General features: G+C 71.3%; 17 protein-coding genes. 1 reads left to right on the forward strand and 16 read right to left on the reverse strand.

Features of this window, described 5'->3' with window-relative positions; genetic code table 11:
* Positions 1-53 precede the first annotated feature (53 nt).
* From der to ABTZ94_RS27505, 7 genes are all read right to left on the reverse strand, one after another.
* Positions 54-1,523 carry a ribosome biogenesis GTPase Der gene (der, locus tag ABTZ94_RS27475; protein ID WP_351204470.1) on the reverse strand — a complete coding sequence of 490 codons (1,470 nt, stop codon included), beginning with the start codon at positions 1,521-1,523 and terminating at the stop codon, positions 54-56.
* A gap of 63 nt (positions 1,524-1,586) precedes the next feature.
* A complete protein-coding gene (locus ABTZ94_RS27480) occupies positions 1,587-2,291 on the reverse strand; it encodes a lysophospholipid acyltransferase family protein (RefSeq protein ID WP_351204472.1) in 705 nt (234 codons plus the stop codon).
* Positions 2,288-3,004, reverse strand: a complete 717-nt coding sequence (cmk, locus tag ABTZ94_RS27485; RefSeq protein ID WP_351204474.1) for a (d)CMP kinase — start codon at positions 3,002-3,004, stop codon at positions 2,288-2,290. The genes ABTZ94_RS27480 and cmk overlap by 4 nt, the downstream gene beginning before the upstream one ends.
* 124 nt (positions 3,005-3,128) lie before the next feature.
* Positions 3,129-4,214: a prephenate dehydrogenase gene (locus ABTZ94_RS27490; RefSeq protein ID WP_351204476.1), complete on the reverse strand. Its 1,086-nt coding sequence runs from the start codon at positions 4,212-4,214 to the stop codon at positions 3,129-3,131.
* Positions 4,211-4,573, reverse strand: a complete 363-nt coding sequence (aroH, locus tag ABTZ94_RS27495; protein WP_351204478.1) for a chorismate mutase — start codon at positions 4,571-4,573, stop codon at positions 4,211-4,213. The genes ABTZ94_RS27490 and aroH overlap by 4 nt, the downstream gene beginning before the upstream one ends.
* A 133-nt stretch (positions 4,574-4,706) precedes the next feature.
* On the reverse strand, positions 4,707-5,168 hold the full coding sequence (locus ABTZ94_RS27500) for a YidB family protein (RefSeq protein ID WP_502967316.1): 462 nt from the start codon (positions 5,166-5,168) through the stop codon (positions 4,707-4,709).
* 103 nt (positions 5,169-5,271) lie between these two features.
* Complete coding sequence (locus tag ABTZ94_RS27505) at positions 5,272-8,586, reverse strand: hypothetical protein (RefSeq protein ID WP_351204480.1); 3,315 nt, start codon at positions 8,584-8,586, stop codon at positions 5,272-5,274.
* Between the two features lie 112 nt (positions 8,587-8,698).
* Here ABTZ94_RS27505 and ABTZ94_RS27510 point away from each other — a divergent pair, with 112 nt between their 5' ends.
* Entirely contained in the window at positions 8,699-9,403 is a 705-nt protein-coding gene (locus ABTZ94_RS27510) for a nucleotidyltransferase domain-containing protein (protein ID WP_351204482.1), read from the forward strand.
* Positions 9,404-9,698: 295 nt separating this feature from the next.
* Here ABTZ94_RS27510 and ABTZ94_RS27515 read toward each other — a convergent pair whose 3' ends face one another.
* The 9 genes from ABTZ94_RS27515 to ABTZ94_RS27555 form a co-directional block, all read right to left on the reverse strand.
* Positions 9,699-10,721, reverse strand: coding sequence for an ADP-ribosylglycohydrolase family protein (locus ABTZ94_RS27515; RefSeq protein WP_351204484.1), 1,023 nt, complete (start codon positions 10,719-10,721; stop codon positions 9,699-9,701).
* Complete coding sequence (locus ABTZ94_RS27520) at positions 10,718-11,452, reverse strand: NUDIX hydrolase (protein WP_351204486.1); 735 nt, start codon at positions 11,450-11,452, stop codon at positions 10,718-10,720. The genes ABTZ94_RS27515 and ABTZ94_RS27520 overlap by 4 nt, the downstream gene beginning before the upstream one ends.
* Entirely contained in the window at positions 11,449-12,528 is a 1,080-nt protein-coding gene (locus ABTZ94_RS27525; protein WP_351204488.1) for an AAA family ATPase, read from the reverse strand. Before ABTZ94_RS27525 ends, ABTZ94_RS27520 begins: the two co-directional genes overlap by 4 nt.
* A gap of 26 nt (positions 12,529-12,554) precedes the next feature.
* Positions 12,555-13,256, reverse strand: coding sequence for a nicotinamide riboside transporter PnuC (gene pnuC, locus ABTZ94_RS27530; RefSeq protein WP_351204490.1), 702 nt, complete (start codon positions 13,254-13,256; stop codon positions 12,555-12,557).
* A 127-nt stretch (positions 13,257-13,383) separates the two neighbouring features.
* Positions 13,384-14,490: a pseudouridine synthase gene (locus ABTZ94_RS27535; RefSeq protein WP_351204492.1), complete on the reverse strand. Its 1,107-nt coding sequence runs from the start codon at positions 14,488-14,490 to the stop codon at positions 13,384-13,386.
* Complete coding sequence (gene scpB, locus ABTZ94_RS27540; RefSeq protein WP_351204494.1) at positions 14,490-15,137, reverse strand: SMC-Scp complex subunit ScpB; 648 nt, start codon at positions 15,135-15,137, stop codon at positions 14,490-14,492. Before scpB ends, ABTZ94_RS27535 begins: the two co-directional genes overlap by 1 nt.
* Positions 15,134-16,207, reverse strand: a complete 1,074-nt coding sequence (locus ABTZ94_RS27545) for a segregation and condensation protein A (RefSeq protein WP_351204496.1) — start codon at positions 16,205-16,207, stop codon at positions 15,134-15,136. The genes scpB and ABTZ94_RS27545 overlap by 4 nt, the downstream gene beginning before the upstream one ends.
* Before the next feature lie 110 nt (positions 16,208-16,317).
* Complete coding sequence (locus ABTZ94_RS27550) at positions 16,318-16,929, reverse strand: hypothetical protein (protein ID WP_351204500.1); 612 nt, start codon at positions 16,927-16,929, stop codon at positions 16,318-16,320.
* A complete protein-coding gene (locus tag ABTZ94_RS27555) occupies positions 16,926-18,044 on the reverse strand; it encodes a ParA family protein (protein ID WP_351204498.1) in 1,119 nt (372 codons plus the stop codon). Before ABTZ94_RS27555 ends, ABTZ94_RS27550 begins: the two co-directional genes overlap by 4 nt.
* Positions 18,045-18,388 lie beyond the last annotated feature (344 nt).

Raw genomic sequence — 18,388 nt, forward strand, 5'->3', positions numbered from 1 at the left:
CCGGTCCGTTTCGTCTCCGAAACGGACCGGGGCTCCGTCATGGGGCCTTCGTGCTACTTGTTGCGGCCGCGCTTTTCGCGGACCCGCACCGAGATGTGGATCGGGGTGCCCTCGAAGCCGAACTCCTCGCGCAGCCGGCGCTCGACGAAGCGTCGGTAGCCGTGCTCCAGGAAGCCCGAGGAGAACAGCACGAAGCGCGGCGGCTTGGTGCCCGCCTGGGTGCCGAAGAGGATGCGGGGCTGCTTGCCGCCGCGGACGGGGTGCGGGTGGGAGGCGACGATCTCACCGAGGAAGGCGTTCAGCCGGCCGGTGGGGACGCGGGTCTCCCAGCCGGCGAGGGCGGTCTCGATCGCCGGAACCAGCTTCTCCATGTGCCTGCCGGTGACGGCGGAGACGTTGACCCGCGGGGCCCACGCGATTTGCGCGAGCTCCGTCTCGATCTCGCGCTCCAGGTAGTAGCGGCGCTCCTCGTCGAGGGTGTCCCACTTGTTGTACGCGATCACCAGGGCGCGCCCGGCCTCCACGGCCATGGTGATGATGCGCTGGTCCTGGACGCTGATGGACTCGCTGGCGTCGATCAGGACGACGGCGACCTCGGCCTTCTCCACGGCGGCGGCGGTACGCAGCGAGGCATAGTAGTCCGCGCCCTCCTGGAGGTGGACGCGGCGGCGGATACCGGCCGTGTCGATGAACTTCCAGGTGATGCCGCCGAGCTCGATCAGCTCGTCGACCGGGTCACGGGTGGTGCCCGCGAGCTCGTTGACGACGACGCGGTCCTCGTTCGCCACCTTGTTCAGCAGTGAGGACTTGCCGACGTTCGGACGGCCGATGAGCGCGATCCGGCGCGGTCCGCCGATCGCGGTGCCGAAGCGCTGCGCGGGGGCCTCGGGCAGTGCTTCGAGTACGGCGTCGAGCAGGTCGCCGGTGCCGCGGCCGTGCAGCGAGGAGACCGGGTGCGGCTCGCCGAGGCCCAGCGACCAGAGCGCGGTGGCGTCCGCCTCGCCGCTCTGCCCGTCGACCTTGTTGGCGCACAGCACGACGGGTTTACCGGCCCGGCGCAGCAGCTTGACGACGGCTTCGTCGGTGTCGGTCGCGCCGACGGTCGAGTCGACCACGAAGACGACCGCGTCGGCGGCCTCGATCGCGTACTCGGCCTGGGCGGCGACGGAGGCGTCGATGCCCAGCACGTCCTGCTCCCAGCCGCCGGTGTCGACGACCTTGAAGCGGCGGCCCGCCCACTCGGCCTCGTAGGTGACGCGGTCGCGGGTGACGCCGGGCTTGTCCTCGACGACCGCCTCACGGCGACCGATGATCCGGTTCACCAGCGTCGACTTGCCGACATTGGGGCGGCCGACGACGGCGAGCACGGGAAGCGGTCCGTGACCGGCCTCATCGAGTGCGCCCTCGACCTCTTCGGCGTCGAAGCCCTCCTCCGCGGCGAGCTCCATGAACTCCGCGTACTCGGCGTCGCCAAGCGCTCCGTGCTCGTGGTCCGAGCCGTCGGAGTGAATCTGGTCGTTCATGAAGTCCGTTCCTCTTTGCATCATCATCGATGGGCCACGACCATGCGGCCCACTACTCAAGTCTTACCTACGCCCGGTGAAACGCCTGGCCTCGTCCAGGTGGGCGGTCAGCCGCCCCTGGATCCGTACCGTCGCCTCGTCCAGCGCCTTGCGCGTGCGCCGGCCACTGCCGCCCACCCGTCGCCCGCCACCACCCTTGTCCGAGCTGCGCGCCCCCTCTTGCGCGTCGAAGGCATCGCCGAAGACGACGTCGACCCGGCTGCGCAACGGCGGCAGTGCCGATATCAACCGTCCGCGGCGCTCGGTGCTTCCCAGTACGGCCACGGGCACGATCGGCGCCCCGCTGCGTACCGCGAAGTATGCGAGCCCGGCACGCAGGGAGGCGAAGTCTCCTTCGCCCCTGGTGCCCTCGGGGAAGATCCCGAGCACCCCGCCGTTGTCCAGCACGCCGAGGGCGTGGGTGATGGCGGTGCGGTCGGCGGTCGTACGGTCCACCTTCAGCTGACCGATTCCGCGCAGGAACGGGTCGAGGGGGCCGACGAACGCCTCTTTTTTGATCAGGAAGTGGACGGGCCGGGGCGCGGTGCCCATCAGCATCGGACCGTCGATGTTGTGGGAGTGGTTCACCGCGAGTATGACGGGTCCGGAGGCGGGAACCCGCCACGCACCGAGGACGCGGGGCTTCCACAGCCCGTACATCAGCCCGATGCCGATCCCGCGCCCGACCGCTGCGCCGCGCAGCGTGGGCGAGCTCGTGGCTTGGGTCACTGCACGGCCTGCTTCTCCTCGACGAGGGTGACGACGCACTCGATGACCTGCTGAAGGGTCAGTTCGGTGGTGTCCACCTCGACGGCGTCGTCCGCCTTGGCCAGCGGGGAGGTCTTGCGGCCGGAGTCGGCCGCGTCCCGCTTGATCAGCGCTTCCTTGGTGGCTGCGAGATCGGAGCCCTTGACCTCTCCGCTACGGCGGGCGGCGCGCGCCTCGGGCGATGCGGTGAGGAAGATCTTCAGGTCGGCGTCGGGCAGCACCGTGGTGCCGATGTCACGGCCCTCCACCACTATGCCCCGCTCGGCCGTGGCGGCGATGGTGCGCTGCAGCTCGGTGATCCGGGTGCGCACCTCGGGGACCGCGCTGACGGCGCTGACCTTCGAGGTGACCTCCTGGGTACGGATCGGGCCCGAGGCGTCCTCGCCGTCGACAGTGATCGTGGGGGCGGCCGGGTCCGTACCGGAGACGATGACCGGCTTGGCGGCGGCGGTCGCCACCTCCATCGCGTCCTGCACGTCGATGCCGTTGTTCAGCATCCACCACGTGATCGCCCGGTACTGGGCGCCGGTGTCCAGGTAGCTCAGGCCGAGCTGCGCGGCGACGGCCTTGGACGTGCTCGACTTACCGGTGCCGGAGGGCCCGTCGATGGCGACGATCACTGCGGCCGGGGCCGTCCGGGCGGCGACGCTTGCGGTTTCCACGGTGGTGGACACCTTCCTGGTACACGGGGTGGGCGGGACGGGGGCGCGCGAACCCGCCCCGCACAAGGTTACCGAGTGTCGGAGCGGTCCTCTGCACCCCTGTGGACAACCGCCTCCCGGGCCCGCCGCCCCGGGCCTACCGGCGCAGCGACCAGCCCCGGTCGCGCAGTGCCGCGCTCAGTTCGGAGGCCGCGCTGGGCTCGACCATCAGCTGGACCAGGCCCGCCTGCTGCCCGGTGGCGTGCTCGATGCGGACGTCCTCGACGTTGACCCCGGCCCGGTTGGCGTCGGCGAAGATCCCGGCCAGTTCGCCCGGCCGGTCGCTGATGAGCACGGACACGATCTCGTACGAGGCGGGGGCCGTCCCGTGCTTGCCGGGCACCCGGACCCGGCCCGCGTTGCCGCGGCGCAGTACGTCCTCGATGCCTTCGGTGCCTTCGCGGCGCTTGTCGTCGTCACCGGACTGCAGACCGCGCAGCGCCCGTACCGTCTCGTCCAGATCGGCGGCGACCCCGGCCAGCACGTCGGCGACCGGGCCCGGGTTGGCGGAGAGGATCTCCACCCACATCCGCGGGTCGGAGGCAGCGATCCGGGTGACGTCCCTGATGCCCTGACCGCAGAGGCGTACGGCGGTCTCGTCGGCCTCCTCCAGGCGGGCGGCGACCATCGACGAGATCAGCTGCGGGGTGTGGGAGACGAGGGCGACGGCCCGGTCGTGCGCGTCGGCGTCCATGACGACCGGTACGGCGCGGCAGAGCGCGACCAGTTCCAGGGCGAGGTTGAGGACCTCGGTGTCGGTGTCACGGGTCGGGGTGAGGACCCAGGGACGGCCCTCGAAGAGGTCCGCGGTGGCGGCGAGGGGGCCCGATCGTTCCTTGCCGGCCATGGGGTGCGTACCGATGTACGGCGTGAGGTCGACGCCCCGGGCCTCCAGCTCGCGGCGCGGGCCGCCCTTGACGCTGGCGACATCGAGGTAGCCGCGGGCCACGCCGTCCCGCATGGCGGTGGCCAGCACCGAGGCCACGTGGGCGGGCGGCACGGCGATGATCGCCAGGTCGACGCGGCCCTCGGGTACCTCGTCCGTACCGGCGCCGAGCGCTGCCGCGGTGCGGGCCGATTCGGGGTCGTGGTCGACGAGGTGGACATGGATGCCGCGCCCGGCCAGGGCGAGGGCTGCGGAAGTGCCGACGAGGCCCGTTCCGATGACGAGGGCGGTTCTCACTGGGCGATGTCCTTGCGGAGGGCGGCGGTGGCGCCGAGGTACACGTGCGCGATCTCGGACTTGGGAAGGTACGTCTCGATGTGCGCGAGGATGCGCACCACACGGGGCATGGCCCCCACGATGTCCAGTTCCTGCGCACAGATCAGCGGTACGTCGACGATTCCGATCCCGCGCGCGGCGGCGGCCGGGAAGTCGCTGTGCAGATCGGGGGTGGCCGTGAACCAGATGCTGATCAGATCGTCCGCGACGAGGTTGTTGCGCTCCAGGATGGCGGTGAGCAGGGCGCCGACCCGCTCGTCCATGTGTCCGGCCTCGTCCTGATCCAGCTGGACGGCTCCACGGACCGCTCGTACCGCCACGTCGTGCTCCTCGCTTCTTCGTGCGTGTCGCGCCTGTTGTACGCCTGCGTGATCTTTCTGCGTGATCAGCCTAGAGGGGCGGCGCGACGGGCGGCCGGGGTGCTCTCCCAGTGAGACGGCGCTCGTGCGTGCGCTACCCGGTGGCCGCCCCCGCCCCCGGGCTCAGGGCTGCTGCTCCCGGACCAGGTCCTCGATCGAGCGGCCCTCCGGGGCCTCTCCCGACGGGGTCAATTTGTCGACAGCCGTCGGCAGCGACCGGGCGATCTCGTCGGCGGCCTGTCCGGTGGATACCCCGGCTTCCGGGGCGACCTTCTGCAGGGTCTCGTCCGGCCAGTGCCTCGGCGTTCTGGGCACCGCTGACCGCCTGGTTCTCGCCGGTGCCGACCCAGGACTGCGCCTGGTCGACGAGGCCGGACTTGGTGAGCATCCCGATCAGCCCTTCGAGCGCGTCGCCACCAGCGCCCGTGCCGCCCTGGCCGCTGCCGAGCGCGCCGAGCAGCGTGCCGAGGATGTTCCCGGCGCCGCCTGAGCCGCCGCCCTGGCCGCCGCCGCCCAGCAAGCTGCCCAGCAGGCCGCCGAGGTCGTTTCCCGCCATGGCTCTGCCTTTCGAATGGGATGATTTATCGACAATGTCGATCAGAGCCCGGGCTTCTGCCACTTGAGCGGGGCGCCGCCCTCGGCCGCCGTCGTGTCCTCGATCAGCCGGACGGAGCGGCCGCCGGAGCGCTCCGGCGGGCATCGGCCAGGAGCGCGGCCTCCGCGACATCCGGATGCTCGCTGTCCCGCAGCACGGCCAGCTCGCCCGGCCACGGATCAGCCCACCCGGTGTGCTCGCCCGCCCGGACCACGAGCTCGACCGCGGCCAGCCCCGCAACCGCCGACCTCCGCGCCCGCAGCGCAGCCACCACCGTTCCGATCGCAGCGATCGGCAGCACCGGCTGCGGCCCCCGCCACTCGTACCGAATGACGTCGAGCGGGCCCGGCCGGTCCCCGGCGAGGGCCAGCCATCGGTCCCACCGTTCGACCGTCCCCTCGTCCTCCGCCGTCAGCGACGCCAGGGCCGCCACCAGCGCCGTTTCGGACGCCGAGTGGACGAGCCCCGCCTCCCTGAGCGCCTCGGTGACGGCCTCCAGGGCGGCGACCGGGCGCGACCCGTACCCCCGCTTCAGTGAGTCGAGGACCAGCAGCGCGTCCCTCCGCTTCTCCTCGTCCGCGGAAGGGACCTGGCTCACCACCGCATCGAGCGCGCCCTTCAGCGCCGACCGCCCCTCCCGGGTCGTCGCCCAGTCGCACAGCAGGCGCGCCGCCTCCCCGCGGACTGCGGGCGGACGGCCACTATCGGCCACCACGGCGGCGATGACATCGGTGACAGGGGCGGTCGCCGCCGTTTTGACGAGCGCGTGGGCGGCGGCCGTCGCGGATTCCTTCTCCCCCGTGGCCACCGTGTCCGCGAGGAACCGGCGCAGCGCGTCGGCGGCCTGTGGCCGGTCGGGCCGCGCCGCCATCACCCGTTCGCGTACCGCGGCATGGTGCAGCTGCGCGGTCAACCGCTCCGCGATACCGACGGCATCCGTGCGGGCCGCGAGTACCCCGGCCATCGTGGCGTGGACATCGCGGTGCTGACCGGGTACGTCCCAGCCGGCCAGCACGGCCGCGAAGGCCGCCGGTGAGGACAGCTCGGACAGCCCGCGCACGGCCGCCTTCCGGCTGCCGACGGACCCGGTGACGTCCATGACGACCCGGCTGAGCCGCGCCACGGCCTCGTCGTCGGGCACCGTACCGAGCAGGGCCCGCACAACGGTCATCGCGGCCCGTCCCCGTACCCCGCCGGTCCCGGCATGTCCGAGCAGGAAGTCCAGGGTCTCGGGATGGGCCGGTACCCCGCCGTTCTCGGCGGCGCGCTCCCCCAGCGCGGTGAGGGCGGCCGCGGCGACGGGCTGCGGCGCCGTGGCCGCCAGCGCGCGCAGACTGTCCGCCTCTCCCAACAGGGCCGCGGCATCGGCCCGTTCCAGCAACGGCACCGCGTCGTCCGCCGCGATACGCGACAGCTGCGCATCGAGCGCGGCGCGCTGACGCGGCAGCCAGCGCCCGAGCACGCTCCGCCGCATCCGCGGCGCCCAGTGTGGCGGCAGGCCGGAACCCATGACCGTGTCGAGCAGATCGGTACGGCGCCGGGCGACCGTACGCCAGACGACCGGCACGACGACCGCTGCGGGAACGACGGCCAGGAGTTCGGCGCAGCGTCGCTCCCGGGTGACCGGATCGGCCAGCCACAGCTCGGCCGCCCGCTGGGCCTGCCTTCCGCGCGACAGGTCCAGTGCTGCCCGGCCGATCGCCTCGTCCAGGGCGGGAATGAGCTGGAGATGACGTACGAACAGGGCCGCGAACAGCCCGAGCCGTCCCGCGGGCCACGGACCGCCGTATTCCCACACTCCGACGGCCGCGTCCCTGCCCAGCGGCAGCGGCCGGACGGTTCCGGAGCCGCGCGGGTCGGCAAGGACCTGGATCAGCAGCCCGACAACCGCGGCGGCCCGCTCCAGGTCACCGCTGCGGGCGGCACTCACCGCCGTGCGCCGCAGCCAGTCCTCGGCGGCCAGGAGCGTCGCCCGGGTCGAGTCGCGGGACTGCACGGTGGTCATCGCGGCATCCCGCAGTGCCGTGTACGGTGCCGCGTCCAGCAACGGCTCCGGGGCGGTGCCCGCCGCTGCCAGGGCTGCGCGGCGCACCTCCTCCTGGTCGTGCCAGGCCCGTTCGCAGGAGGTGAGGACGCGGGCGTACGCGTCCCGATCGCCGTGCAGCGCGGCGCAGTCCAGCAACGCCGGCCAGGCGGCCGCCCGTTCGAACGGGCGGTGTGCGGCGGCGAGTTCCCGCAGACGTGGCTCGGCCTCGGGCAGCGGGAGCATGGCCGCGATCAGGCTGTACTTTCTGCGCCCGGCCCGCCCGTTCAGCCAGCGCGCGGCGATCTCTGCCCTGTCGGCGGGTGCGAGGGCGGCGACGCCGCCGAGCTCACGCCGCCAGCCGGCGAGCCCGTCGGCCGACCTGGATTCGACCACCCGCCGCCGCTGTGCCGGGGGCAGCAGAGCGAGCAGCGGCTCCGGCGCCGCTCGCGGCCCGAACGGCCGCCCCCACGAGGCCTCGACGCGCAGAACACCCGCGAGCAGGGCGATGTCCTCCTGGGAACAGGCCGCGAGGGCGCTCAGCACCCGCCGCGGCAGCGGTTGCGGAGCCAGGGCCAGGCGTTCGGTGCCGGTGCGTCTCAGCGAGGCCAGTACGGCGGCGGGGTCGTGCAGCAGTGTGGCCATCGCCGTGCCGGTGACCAGATGAGGGGCCCGGTCGAGCAGCAGCAGCCCGGCTGCGGGATCGCGGGCGCTGAGGCGGGTCACGAGGTACTGGCTGCGTCCGCGCAGACCTCCGGGTTCGGACCGGTCGGCACTGTCCGTGGGCAGCCGGCCGGCGAGATGGGCGGCGAGTGCGGCCGGTGCGGTACGGGCGAGGGTGTGCAGAACCCCGAGCGGCACCTGGGCCAGCCGGGGCAGCCACTGCCCGGCCACGTCGGGCGTACAGGCGGGGAGCAGCCGGGCCGTGTCCTGGTCACCGTGGCGTTCGTGGACCTGCGGGAGCAGCCGGTCGGCGAGCGCGGACCGGCGGGACAGCCGGAGAATCCGGTACGTGTGATGGCGTACGTCCCTCAGATCACCCAACGCCAGTACGGTCAGGGCCTGTTCGCCGACCGGAAGCCTGATCGCAGCGGCCAGGGCGCGTGGTCTCAGCAGCGGATCGTCGAGTGCCCGCTCGACGGCGTCGAGGTCGCGTCGGACGACGGCGAGGAACAGCGCCAGCCGGCGTTCATCGGGATTCCCGGCGTCCAGGGCCGTGTGCGCGGCGCGGTAGCCGGCGTCGTCCAGGGAGCGGGTGTGTTCGGCGATGGCCCGCATACGGGCCGGGTACGGCAGATGTTCGAACCTGGTGTACAGAACGATTGCTTCTTCTCTGGGGTACGGAGGTGTCGTCATCGCGCTCACCGGAGGGTGGCGCGCCGAGCCTTTCCGGTCATCGTCATGGCGGTGATCGTGGCACCGCGGATCTTCCGGCGCAACACTATTTCGCTCACGTACTCTCGCCGGCATGATCACCCCTGATCCCGAGGCTCTCGTACGCGACCACACGGTCTACTCCTGTGTGATGGGCTCACGCGCCTTCGGGCTCGCCACGGACGGCAGCGATACGGACCGGCGCGGTGTCTTCCTGGCGCCGACCCCGCTGTTCTGGGGGTTCGAGAAGCCGCCGACGCATATCGAGGGGCCCGCGCAGGAGCAGTTCTCCTGGGAACTGGAACGCTTCTGCGAGCTGGCCCTGCGGGCCAATCCCAATGTGCTGGAGTGCCTGCACTCACCGCTGGTGGAACACGTCGACGCCGTGGGCCGTGAACTCCTCGCCCTGCGCCAGGCGTTCCTGTCCCGTCACGCCCACCAGACCTTCGTCCGCTATGCGTTGGGCCAGCGCAGAAAGCTGGAAGCGGATGTCCGTCAGTACGGGGCGCCGCGCTGGAAGCACGCCATGCATCTGCTGCGGCTGCTGACCAGCGGCCGGGATCTGCTGCGCACGGGCGCGCTCACGATCGAGGTGGGCGCGGACCGGGAGGAGCTGCTGGCGGTGAAGCGCGGGGAGGTGCCCTGGCCGGAGATCGAACGCCGCATGACCCGCCTGGCCGAGGAGAACGACGAGGCGGCCAAGGACTCCCCGCTCCCCCCGGGGCCGGACCGGGCCCGCGTGGAGGACTTCCTGATCCGCACCCGCCGGGCATCCGCACTGCGGCCCGACCCGGGGTGAACGGCTCTGCCCACCTGCACGGTCAGCCTGTCGGTCGGGGCCGCGCAGGGGAAGTCCCCACAGGGCGACGAACAGATGCCCGGCCCCCCTCCGTAAGCCGCCGACCGTTCGTTGCCCGAAAAGACGCCCTGGAGGGGCCCCGGACCATCCATCCCTGGCACAGGCGGGCGTGACCTCATGAACCCGCACCCCACGGAAGATCAAGCCCGCTTCTCCTCGGCCAGGAGATGGACCCCCCGAAGGCCCACATCCGAGTCCCTGGACACAACCCGCGCATCGTCTCCGTAGGCATGGATCAAGCGTCCCAGAGCGCCCCCAACGACAGCAGATCGCTCCGGTACTCGATCCGCTCCGACCACTCCTTGGGCCAGGCCCCCGCCCCCAGGTGCGCCCCGGCGAGCGCGCCGGTCAGGCAGCCGAGGGAGTCCGAGTCACCCCGGGTGCAGGCGGCCCGGCGCAGGGCGGTGACCGGTTCGTCGGGGAAGAGCAGGAAGCAGTGCAGGGCCGTGGCCAGGGCCTCCTCGGCGATCCAGCCGTCACCGGTCGTCTCGCAGGGGTCGGTCTCCGGGGACGGGTCGCACAGGGCGTCCTGAACGCGGGCCAGGGCGGTGAGGCATTCGTCCCAGCCGCGCTGGATGTACAGCTCCGGGGAGGAGTCGCCCGCGTACCGCCAGAGATCGCCGAGCCAGCGCGTGAGATAGCGGTTGCTGTTCTCGTACGCGTAACTGCGCAGCTGCCCGATCAGGTCCATCGGCTCCGCTCCCTGCGCCAGCAGGTACACCGCGCGGGCCATCAGGTCGGACGCGGCGAGAGCGGTCGGGTGACCGTGGGTGAGAGCCGCCTGCAACTGGGCGGCGCCGGAGCGCTGTTCATCGCTCAGCCCGGGCACGAGTCCGACCGGCGCGACCCGCATATTGGCGCCGCAGCCCTTGGAGCCGGTCTGGCTGGCCTCCTGCCAGAGCCGGTCGCTGTCGAGCAGGCGGCAGGCGGTCATGCAGGTACGGCCGGGGGCGCGGTTGTTGTCGGGCGAGTGGTACCAGTCGACGAACTCCTCGCGCACCGGGCGGACCAGCCGCAGCGGGGTGAGCAGCCCGCGGTCCATGGCCGTACGGATGCCCCGCCCCAGGGCCAGCGTCATCTGGGTGTCATCGGTGACGATCGCCGGCTTCGGCAGCCGCATCTGGCGCCAGGGCCCGCACTTGGCGAGGATCGACGGCACGTTGTTGAACTCTGCCGGGAAGCCCAGTGCATCGCCGAGTGCGAGCCCGGTCAGTGCGCCGGTGGCGGCCTGTTTGGTGATGGTCCTGGTCACGATCACGTGGTTCTTCCTTCCGGTCTCAGGAGTGGAGGGTGCAGGGCGGTAGCGGCACCCGCCCGGTAGAGCGCGGCCGGTTTCCCCCGTCCGCCGGTGCGGCGCGGTGATCCCTCCACGGCCTGCACGAAGCCGGGCGTGGTGAGAACCTTGCGCCGGAAGTTGGGGCGGTCCAGTTCGACGCCCCAGACCGTCTCGTACACCTGCTGGAGTTCCCCCAGGGTGAATTCGGACGGGCAGAAGGCGGTGGCCAGACAGCTGTATTCGAGTTTGGCGCCGATCCGGTCATGTGCGTCGGCGAGGATGCGGTCGTGGTCGAAGGCGAGGGGTCCGGGGGCTCCGGCGTCCCACCACTGGGCGTTGGCCGCGTCGCCCCCGCCGTGCGGTTCGGGCAGGTCGGGTACGAGTGCGGCATAGGCGACGGAGACGACCCGCATCCTCGGGTCGCGGTCCGGATCGCTGTAGGTGCGCAGCTGTTCCAGGTGGAGGGCGCAGACGGTGCCCTCGGTGAGCCCGGTCTCCTCGGCGAGCTCCCGGCGGGCGGCGTCCTCGGCGGACTCGCGAGGCAGTACGAAGCCGCCGGGCAGCGCCCACTGGCCCTTGTAGGGGTCCTCGCCCCGTTCGACGAGCAGGACGTGCAGCCGGGTGTCGCGGACCGTGAAGACGGCAAGGTCGACGGTGACCGCGAAGGGTTCGAAGGCGTACGGGTCGTAGCCTGCGGGGACACCGGCGCTCATCGGTGCTCCGGGAGGGGTGCGGCGAAGTTCCAGCCGGCGGCGAGCAGGGTGTCGACGGCGGCGACCGCGGTGGCCAGGCGTTCCTGGCGGGTTCCGGTGAGCTCGACGAATTCCCTTCCGGTACGGGTGAGTTCGGCCCGGAAGCGGTCTGTCATCCAGGGCCGCAGCTCCTCGCCGTCGCGCAGCCCGTCGTCCTCGAAGGCGACGCCCTCGTGATCGGTGAGCAGCCACAGATGGTGGGCGACCCGGTCGGCGGTCTCCTCGACGAGCGGGTTGCGTCCGCCTATGTACCGCTCGTGCCAGACGGTGGTCGCGAAGGAGTCGGTGTCACAGAAGAGCACCGGCGACCCGGTGCGCGCGGCCGCCTCCTCCTTGGCGTTCTGCGCCTGGGCGATCTGCGGGAAGTCGTCGGTGGTGAAGGCGACATCCTCCCACTGGGCCCCGGGCCACCGGGCGCGCAGCGCGGCCAGCTTCTGTTCGCTGAACTTGCGCCCGTACTCGGCGACGTAACGGGTCTGTGCCCAGACGCCGCCGCGCCGCCGGTAGTGGTCGGTGAGGGCGCGGGCCGTCGTCGTGGTACCGGTGGATTCCGCGCCGAGGACGACTATCCGGCGGGTGAGCGCGGCCCGTACGGGCGGTTCGAGGAAGTCCCAGCAGCCGACCGGGTCCTTGCGGACGGCGGTACCGGAGACCGGGAAGACCGTGCGGTCGAGGTCGACGCAGACGGATTCGGCACCGAACCGGCGGGCCAGTTCGTCCCCGTACGACTCCGAGGTGAAGACGGCGTCCACCGACTCGGGCACGGCCTCGGTGAAGACGGCCATGTGTGCGTCCCAGATCACCGGGTCGTGGAGGTCCATGCGGATGTCGTCGACGGCGCCCACGACCCGTACGTCCGGGTGCGCCTCCCGCATCCAGGCCATCCGGTCGGCGAGCGGTACGGACTCGACGGAGGCGGCGCAGACCAGGACGGTCAGCCGCTCGCAGCGGTCCTGCGCGGTGCGGACGAGGTGGTGGTGGCCGGCGTGCGGCGGGTAGAACTTGCCGAGGACGAGCCCGTGCGCGAAGCGCTTCACGTCACCGTCTCGTGGAAACCTGCCGCTCACAGCGACCCCCCATGGCCTCGGCCCACGCCGGCCCCGTACGCGGGCGCCGCGGCCACCTCCACGGGCTGCCGCTGCTGCACGGCGAGATCGCGCTTCCAGTTGCGCAGGCCGATCAGGCACAGCGTCAGGAAGCCGACGTACAGCAGAGAGGTCAGATAGAGCTCCTTGTACGCGTACAGCGGGATGTACACCACATCGGCGGCGATCCAGAGCCACCACGACTCCACGAGCTTCCTGCACTGCCCGTACGTCGCCGTCAGGGACAGCGCGGTCGTCAGGGCGTCCCAGAAAGGCACGGTCGAGTCGGTGGCGTGGTCGAGCAGGACGGTGAGGGCGATGGCCCCCACCACCCCTGCCGCGAGCAGCCAGGCCCATTCGGTGCGCGTGGTGCGACGCACCGGCAGGTCCGGTGTCCCCGGGCCACCCCCGTGGGTCCAGGTCCACCAGCCGTACGCGGCAAGGGCGATGAAGACGATCTGGAGGCCGGCGTCGGCGTACAGACCGGACTGGGCGAACAGCAGGATGAAGAAGAGGTTGTTGGCGATGCCGATCGGCCAGTTGGCGAGGTGCTGGCGGGCCACGAGCCAGACGCACAGCGCTCCGCTGCCGAAGCCGAGCACCTCGGTCCAGCTGACCGGGGTGTCAAGGACGGTCACCAGGGGTTGCTGTAGGGGATCGAGGAAATCCGCGAGACTCACTCCCGCCTCCTTAATAGTCACTCTGACTATAAAGGCGGATCGGCCACAGCAAAAGGCCCGCGGCCGATTCCTGTTCGAAAATCGAAAGCAGGAACCGGCCGCGGGCCGTGGAACGGACGGAGCCGGGTTACAGACCGACCTCGCGCATCAGCATGCCCACCTCGGTGTTGGTGAGGCGGCGCAGCCAGCCGGACTTCTGGTCGCCCAGCGGGATCGGCCCGAAGGACGTCCGTACGAGCCGCTCGACCGGGAAGCCGGCCTCGGCCAGCATCCGGCGGACGATGTGCTTGCGGCCTTCGTGGAGGGTCACCTCGACCAGGTAGTTCTTGCCGGTGTTCTCGACGACCCGGAAGTGGTCGGCGCGGGCGTACCCGTCCTCCAGCTGGATGCCGTCCTTGAGCCGCTTGCCCAGGTCGCGCGGGAGCGGTCCCTGAATGGCGGCCAGGTAGGTCTTCTTCACCCCGTACTTGGGGTGGGTCAGGCGGTGGGCCAGCTCACCGTGGTTGGTGAGCATGATGATGCCCTCGGTCTCGGTGTCCAGCCGGCCGACGTGGAAGAGCCGCGTCTCACGGTTGGTGACGTAGTCGCCGAGGCACTGGCGGCCGTCCGGATCCTCCATGGAGGAAACGACACCGGCGGGCTTGTTCAGTGCGAAGAAGAGGTAGGACTGGGCGGCGACGGTCAGACCGTCGACCTTGATCTCGTCCTTGTTCACATCGATGCGCATGCCCTGCTCCACGACGATCTCGCCGTTGACCTCGACACGGGCCTGCTCGATCAGCTCCTCGCACGCACGGCGCGAGCCCATGCCGGCCCGGGCGAGGACCTTCTGCAGCCGCTCGCCCTCCTGCTCGGCGCCCGGGTGGGTCTTGGGCGTCCTGATGTCGGCCTTGCCGGCGTACCTGTCCCGGTTGCGCTGCTCGATCTTGGCGTCGAGCTCACGCGGACGGGACGGGGCGCCCTGACGGCGCGGGCCGCCGCTCCTGCCGCCGCCGGCCTGCGCGGGCTTCGGTCCGCCCTTGGCGCCGCCGCGGGCCGCCGCGCCGCGGCCCTTGCGGGGTCCTTCGCCGCTCGTCTCTCCGGTGGAGCCCACGTCGTAGCGGCGCTCCTCGGGCCGGGGCCGGCGGGGACGCTGCTCCTGCTTGCCGTCGCGCCCGGCGCCGGCACCCCGGGGGTTCCGGTTGCCGCCGCTCTTGCCGCTGCCGCTTCCGCTGTTCCTGCCACTGCTTCGCATCAAAATTCCGTCTTGTCGTCTGCGTGAGTATCCGGGGTGTCCGGTGCGTCCGGATCGAACGACGGCACACCCTCTAGCGTCTCAGCCTCGATCGCGTCCGCCTCGGGAAGGAAGGGCGCGAGCTCCGGGAGCTCATCCAGGCCACGCAGGCCCATCCGCTCCAGAAAGTAGTTCGTCGTCCTGTACAGGATCGCACCTGTTTCGGGTTCCGCGCCCGCTTCCTCGACGAGGCCCCTCTGCAGCAGGGTCCGCATAACCCCGTCACAGTTCACTCCGCGGACCGCGGAGACCCTCGACCGGCTGACCGGCCGGCGGTACGCGACCACCGCCAGGGTCTCCAGGGCCGCCTGTGTGAGACGGGCCTGCTGGCCGTCCAGGACGAAGCCCTCAACGGCCGCCGCGTACTCCGGGCGGGTGTAGAAACGCCAGCCGCCCGCGACCAGCCTCAGATCGAAACCGCGGCGCTGCACGGTGTACTCGTCGGCCAGCTCCCGCAGCGCGTCGGCGACGGCCGTGCGGGGCCGCTCCAGCACCTTGGCGAGGTGTTCCTCGGTGGCGGGCTCGTCGACGACCATGAGGACGGCTTCCAGGGCGGGCTTGAGATCAAGATCCGCGACGGTGGAGCCGGTGGTGTCCTGCTGACTCATGCCTTCACATCCTCGGAGACGTCCTGCACCTCGGTGTCGAACTCGTACGTCACGACGGGCTCGGCCCCCTCTTCCCCGGCCCAGCGCACCAGGAGCTCCCCGAGCGCCTCGTCCTGGTCGAGCGCGACGGCCTTCTCCCGGTACAGCTCCAGCAGCGAGAGGAACCTGGCGACGACGGTGAGGGTGTCCTGGGCGTCCTCGGTGAGCACCCGGAAACTGATCTCCCCCGCCTCCCGCAGCCGCGCCACCACGATCTCTGCCTGTTCCCGCACGCTGACCAGCGGTGCGTGGATGTGGTCGACGTACACCTGCGGCTTGGGCCTGGGCTGCATCGCCTTCGCTGCCAGCCGGGCGAACCCCTCGGCCCCGATGCTGATGACGACCTCGGGCAGCAACTCGGCGTGGTGCGGCTCCAGCCCCACGGTCCGCGGAAAACGCCGTCCCTCCGACTCCAGTCGGTCGCTGAAGATCTCCGCGATGCGTTTGTACGCGCGGTACTGGAGCAGCCGGGCGAAGAGCAGGTCCCGCGCTTCGAGCAGCGCCAGATCCGCCTCGTCCTCCACCTCCGCGGCGGGCAGCAGCCGGGCGGCCTTCAGATCGAGCAGGGTCGCGGCGACGACGAGGAACTCGGTGGTCTGATCCAGATCCCAGTCCGGCCCCATGGCGCGGATGTGCGCCATGAACTCGTCGGTGACCTTGGACAGTGCGACTTCGGTCACATCCAGCTTGTGCTTGGAGATGAGCTGCAGAAGCAGATCGAACGGTCCCTCGAAGTTCGCCAGCCGAACAGTGAACCGCCCGTCGCCGGCAGGCTCGGGGGGCGAGCCGGGTGTTGTCGGTACGGCGGACTCGGGGGGCATTACGGGCACCTCGGGGGCGGCGGGCCCGGCGGACACCGTCGCATCGGCCACCGACAGGTCCGGGGACGCTTCCGCGGCTTCGGGAAGGGGCGGGGTGGCGGATTCACCATCGATGCCCCGCTCCCCCGCCGGCCCCGGCGCAGACCGACCGCCCGGGCCGCGCCCCAAGGGGCGGCGAGGGGTGCGGGCGGGCTCGTCGGTCGTCGGCATGAAGGGTCCAGTGGCAGCGGGATACGGGCGGCGGGCAGTGGCCCGTACGGAAAGGTCCTCACCGCTCGGCCGGCGGCGGCGCTCCGGGCAGGCTACCGGCGCCCCACCGGTCAGCGGCCGCGCAGCCGCCGTACGAGGATGCTCGCGTCGCCCCGCGACTCCAGGTCCGCGAGAACGACCGCGACCGCCTCGCGGACGATCCGCCCGCGGTCGACCGCGAGGCCGTGCTCCCCGCGGAGCACGAGACGGGCGTGTTCGAGGTCCATCAGTTCCTCGGCCGAGACATAGACGGTGATCTTCTCGTCGTGGCGCTCCCGGCCGCTGGGCCGCCGGTTCGCCCCGCGTCCGCTTCCGCCCCTGCGCTGCTGCTGAACGGCAGGGGCGGGAACCGCCTCCTGCGCGGACGACTGCGCGGACGGCGAGGGCTGCTGAGGCCTGCGACCCGATTGCCCTGCCACCGCGGCCCGGTCACCGCCGCGGCTGCGCGATTCCCCCGCGTCGGCGTCCGCCGCGGAGTGCTCCTCGCGTGAAGGGGCCGCGGTGCCGGCTGCGGCCTCCGCCGCTCCCGCCCCGGACCCGTCGGCCGCGGGATCGCTCTCCCCGGCCGGACCGGGCACCCGGGCCTCGCCGTTCGCCTTGCGCCGCCGGTCCGCGGGGGACGAGGCCTGCAGCCCCATCCCTCCGGTGGTACGGAACAGTTCGTCGGCCCCGGGCAGACTCACTCGGCGTGACACCGGGCGAGCACCTCCCTGGCGAGCTGGCGATAGGCGGCGGCACCGACCGAGTTGGAGGCGTACGTGGTGATGGGCTCACCGGCGACCGTGGTCTCCGGGAAGCGCACCGTGCGCCCGATGACCGTGTGGTAGACGTGATCGTCGAAGGCCTCGACGACGCGCGCGAGGACCTCGCGGCTGTGCACCGTACGGGAGTCGTACATGGTGGCGAGGATGCCGTCGAGCTCCAGATCCGGGTTGAGCCGCTCCTGGACCTTCTCGATGGTCTCGGTGAGCAACGCCACACCTCGCAGCGCGAAGAATTCGCACTCGAGCGGCACTATCACCTTGTGAGCAGCCGTCAGGGCGTTCACGGTGAGCAGGCCCAGCGAGGGCTGACAGTCGATCACGATGTAGTCGTAGTCGGCCATCAGCGGCTTCAGGGCGCGCTGCAGCGTGGACTCCCGGGCCACCTCGCTCACCAGCTGCACCTCGGCAGCCGACAGGTCGATGTTGCTGGGCAGCAGATCCATGTTCGGAACCGCGGTCTTCAACAGGACCTCGTCGGCCGACATGCCCCGCTCCATGAGCAGGTTGTAGACCGTGAGGTCGAGCTCCATCGGGTTGACGCCGAGCCCGACCGACAGAGCTCCCTGCGGGTCGAAGTCGACGAGCAGGACGCGGCGCCCGTACTCCGCGAGTGCGGCACCCAGGTTGATGGTCGACGTGGTCTTGCCGACGCCGCCCTTCTGGTTGCACATCGCGATGATCTTCGCAGGACCGTGATCGGTCAGCGGGCCCGGGATCGGGAAGTAGGGCAGGGGCCGACCGGTCGGGCCGATCCGCTCGCGACGCTGGCGGGCAGCGTCGGGCGCGAGGGTGGCCGCGTACTCCGGATCGGGCTCGTACTCGGCGTCGGGGTCGTAGAAGTGCCCCTTGGGCACCTCGTCGAAGTCGGCGAAGTGGGCGGTCTCTCGGCCACTCTCGTTGCCGGCCATGGCGTTCACGTGTAGGCCGTCCATCATCTGGGGGGCTGTCGTCATGTGCTGGTGGGTGGCGAAGGTGCGGACAGCGACGGAGCCGACAGCTTCCAGCCCGTTCGGGCTCTGGCCCCGTGCAGGCATCCCTGGTTGAACACCCCCGGGAGTAAATGTCGACTCATTCACAAGTCGTCTTACCTCCTTGGATGTGACCAGGAAACTTATCGATAGGTCAGCGTGGCACCATGCCGACGATTGGCGACTCTATGGCGTGTCACCGCTCCGCAGCAACACAATCCGCCGGACCCGGCCCGATGTGTCGGCAATCGAACACCTCCCTGTCAAGGGCACGCAGCCACCGAGGCACACTTTTAGCGGTGCACGAATCGGTTGAAGGGTTACGTTCGAGACGAGTTGAACGGGGGCCCACAGGGCCCCGGCATGCGTCCGGCCGGACCCTGCTGAGCTGCGCGAGATGGAGCACCGGC

Origin of the sequence: Streptomyces sp. NPDC002785, from assembly GCF_040295565.1 — a bacterium.
In the GTDB taxonomy this organism is placed as follows: domain Bacteria; phylum Actinomycetota; class Actinomycetes; order Streptomycetales; family Streptomycetaceae; genus Streptomyces.